The organism is Mesorhizobium sp. M7A.F.Ca.US.006.04.2.1, from assembly GCF_004022915.1.
In the GTDB taxonomy this organism is placed as follows: Bacteria; Pseudomonadota; Alphaproteobacteria; order Rhizobiales; family Rhizobiaceae; genus Mesorhizobium; species Mesorhizobium ciceri.
The window spans coordinates 1-3,075 of record NZ_RZQA01000778.1; the positions used below are offsets into that span (position 1 = coordinate 1).

Below are 3,075 nucleotides of genomic sequence, written 5' to 3' on the forward strand. Positions count from 1 at the left end.
GTTTGTTTCCATGACGATGTCGAGGCTCTCGGCGCTTGCATCATTGATGAAGCGGAGGTCACCGGCCTTGACATTCACCGGTCCGCTGCCCAGCGCGCCTGTCGTCGCCGCGGTGATGAATCCTGCCGAAACCGTCGTCCCACCGGCGTAGCTGTTGGCGCTCGAAAGCACCAGCCCGCCGGCCCCGGTCTTGGTGAGCGCGCCGGTCCCGGAGATGACGCCGTTCGCCGTCAGGTCGGCATCGGTCTGGAACGTCCCACCGCCGGCATCCAGGGTGACGTTGCGCGCCGTCGCGAACGCCGCCGTGTTCCGCAGCGTGCCGCCATTGAATGTCAGGGCACCGCTTGCGGCGCCGAGATTGGCATCGGACGAAACGGAAATAGTCCCGCCCAGAAGCCGCGTGCCGCCCTGATAGCTGTTGCTGCCTTCCAGGACGAGCGTGCCGCCTTGCGTCTTGCTGACCCCGCCCGCGCCGGTAATCGTCGTCGCGATGGTGGCTGCCGTGCCGGCCAGCACGCGGATCTCGGCATTGCCATCGGCGCTGTCGGAACCATCTATCGCGAGCGTGCCGGAACCTTCCAGGCGGTAGCCGCTGTCGACGAATTGCAGCCCCTTGAAGCTTTGCGCTCCTTCGACGGCGATCGTGCCGCCGTCGAAGCCGCCCGGTTCGTTCTTGAACACCGCATGGTTTCCTGCCCAGGAGACGAGAGTATCGCCGCCCTGGTTCAGCCATTTTTCGTTCGTGGTGTTCCAGGTCCCGTCGCCGCCTTGCCAGTGCTGCAGCGTGTCGTCGCCGGCCGCTCCGATGAAGAGGTCGACATTGCCGCCGCCCGCCTGGATCTCATAGGCGGCCGGATCGGAAAGCGGCGGCTTCGTGCCGATCTCCAGGCCGTTGTCGGTGAGGCTGCCGCCATAGGTCATCAGCCGGTAATAGCCGAGGCCCGCCGTGCCATCGGCCACGTCGCCGCTCTGCGCAAGATTGAGCGTACCGTCGAGCGTCAGATTGCCACTCACCCCGATGCGGTCGCTTATCCCCGGAGAGCCGGTTGAACCGCCTGGATTGCCGAATTCGTAATCGAGAACCGACCCTGAAGAGAGGCCCAGATTTCCGGCAACCGTCAGCGTACCAACCGAATTGCCTGGCGCGATATGCCCGCCATCGGCAACCGTCGTCGTGCCCACCGTGCCCGAGCCACCGAGCGTGGCGCCGTCCTCGACATTGATCGTGCCACCGAGGAAGCCGGCACTGGCATGGTTCCCGACAAGAAGCGTGCCGCCTGCAACAGTGGTGGCACCGGTGAAGCTGGAACTGTCCGCGGCCAAAACGGTCGTGCCGCTTTCATGGAGGATGGTCCCCAAGCCGGTCAGGGAAGGGCTGAAAATCAGATCGGACCCATCGGGATTTCCCAGATGATTGAACACAACCGTGCCTGTGCCAGCGCCAAAAGCTATCGATGCCGCATCAACCGTGCCGGCGGCCTTCGCCACTTCCCCACTTGCCGCACCGATGTTGAGCGTTCCGAATGATCCTGGCTGGGCCGCCAACCCAACGATAGCAGGACCCCCGGCAAGCGAAACCTGCCCGCCCTCCGACAGAGTCAGCGTGCCCTTGCCCAAGACGCCAACGGCAATGATGGAGTCGCCTGTCCAAACCGACCCGGGGCCCGTAATATTCACAATTCCGGTGGCTTGAGCATCCCAACCAACAATGGCGTTGTTGCCGCTGGAAACCTGTCCGCCATTTTCAATGCTGAGCGATCCATTGCCAAAGAGACCAACTGCGATGGCATCAACGAGCGTCCAACCCGAATCATTTCCGGAAATCACCGCGGAGCCAGTGCTGCCCGCGCCATACGCCACAACTCCCGAATCGTTGAAAACCTGACCGCCATTCTCGACGATCAAGCTCCCTTTCCCTTTGGAATCCCCATTGGAATCCCCGACCCTAAGGACGTCGGCAGTCCAGGTGGCCGACCCTGAAACTCTTGCGGTTGCCCACTCGTCCGGATCAGTTCCGTCAGTAGCAATGATCCCGGTAAAAGAGGTGAGCTGTGTGTCGATGTCGAGCGTGCCCCCCATGACGCCCAGGTTGCCCGCGAGGTCGGAAGCGTCGCCTGACAGCGTCAGCGTACCGGCGCCGGCCTTGCCGAAATGGCCGGGGCCGGTAATGGTCCCGGCATAGGTACCGTCGCTCGCCTGGTCGAAGACGACGGCGCCGGTGTTCACGCCTGAGAAGGTGAGATTGCCGCCGAAGCTGTTGGTGTCGCCGACCAAGGTGCCTTGATCGATGGTCCAGTCCTGCGCACCCGTGCCGGTCAGGGTAACGGTATTCGTCCCGGCCTTGTTAAAGCTCGTGAAGCCGACGAACTCGTCACTCGCGCCTACCGTGGCCGTATTCACGAGCTTCGAGACATTGAAGGCCGGTGTGGAAGGCAGCGTGTCATAGTCCCCGAGCATCAATGAGCCGGTCGCGCCACTCTCCACCACGACATTGCCGGTGATAATCGAGCCGTTTCGCAGGGAAAGCGTGTTGACGCCGCCGGTGAAGGTGATGGCGTTAGCCCGGCCAAAGAAAGAATCTCCCCCAGTAATCTCCCCAACGTTAAGCACCGCCAAATTGGCCCCAACGATGCCGGTACCACCGTTTCCATTGCTGGGCGTCAGGGGAATATAGCCGGGGGCGCCGCCACTGCCGGTTCCGCCAGCAGGGCCGTTAGAGCCGCCGGCATGGCCACCGTTGCCCTCGCCGCCAATGATCACTCCGCTGTTAAAAACCGTCCCACCATTTCTGAGGTCGATCGCTGCACCGGCGGATGCAGAAACCCCGGCGCGGCCACCGGTAATGCGACCGTCGTTGACGATGCTGCCAGAATCTCCCATCACAATGGCTGTTCCGCCGGTGGCTAAAGCCCCGCCCGTGCCACCGAGGACATCGCCATGGTTGGTCAAGTCGCCGCCGGCGTTCAAAACAATGCCCGCACCACCACCACCGCCGAAATTGGCGCCAGGATTGCCACCGTTTCCGCCAGCAACGGTGGCCGAGCTTTCAACAGTGATGGCGCCGTTGTTCAGAAG

1 protein-coding gene is annotated in these 3,075 nt (G+C 63.0%); it reads right to left on the reverse strand.

The features are described from left to right. Positions 1 to 3,075: autotransporter-associated beta strand repeat-containing protein (locus tag EN925_RS29870; RefSeq protein WP_206632992.1), on the reverse strand; the 3,075-nt coding region annotated here is incomplete at both ends.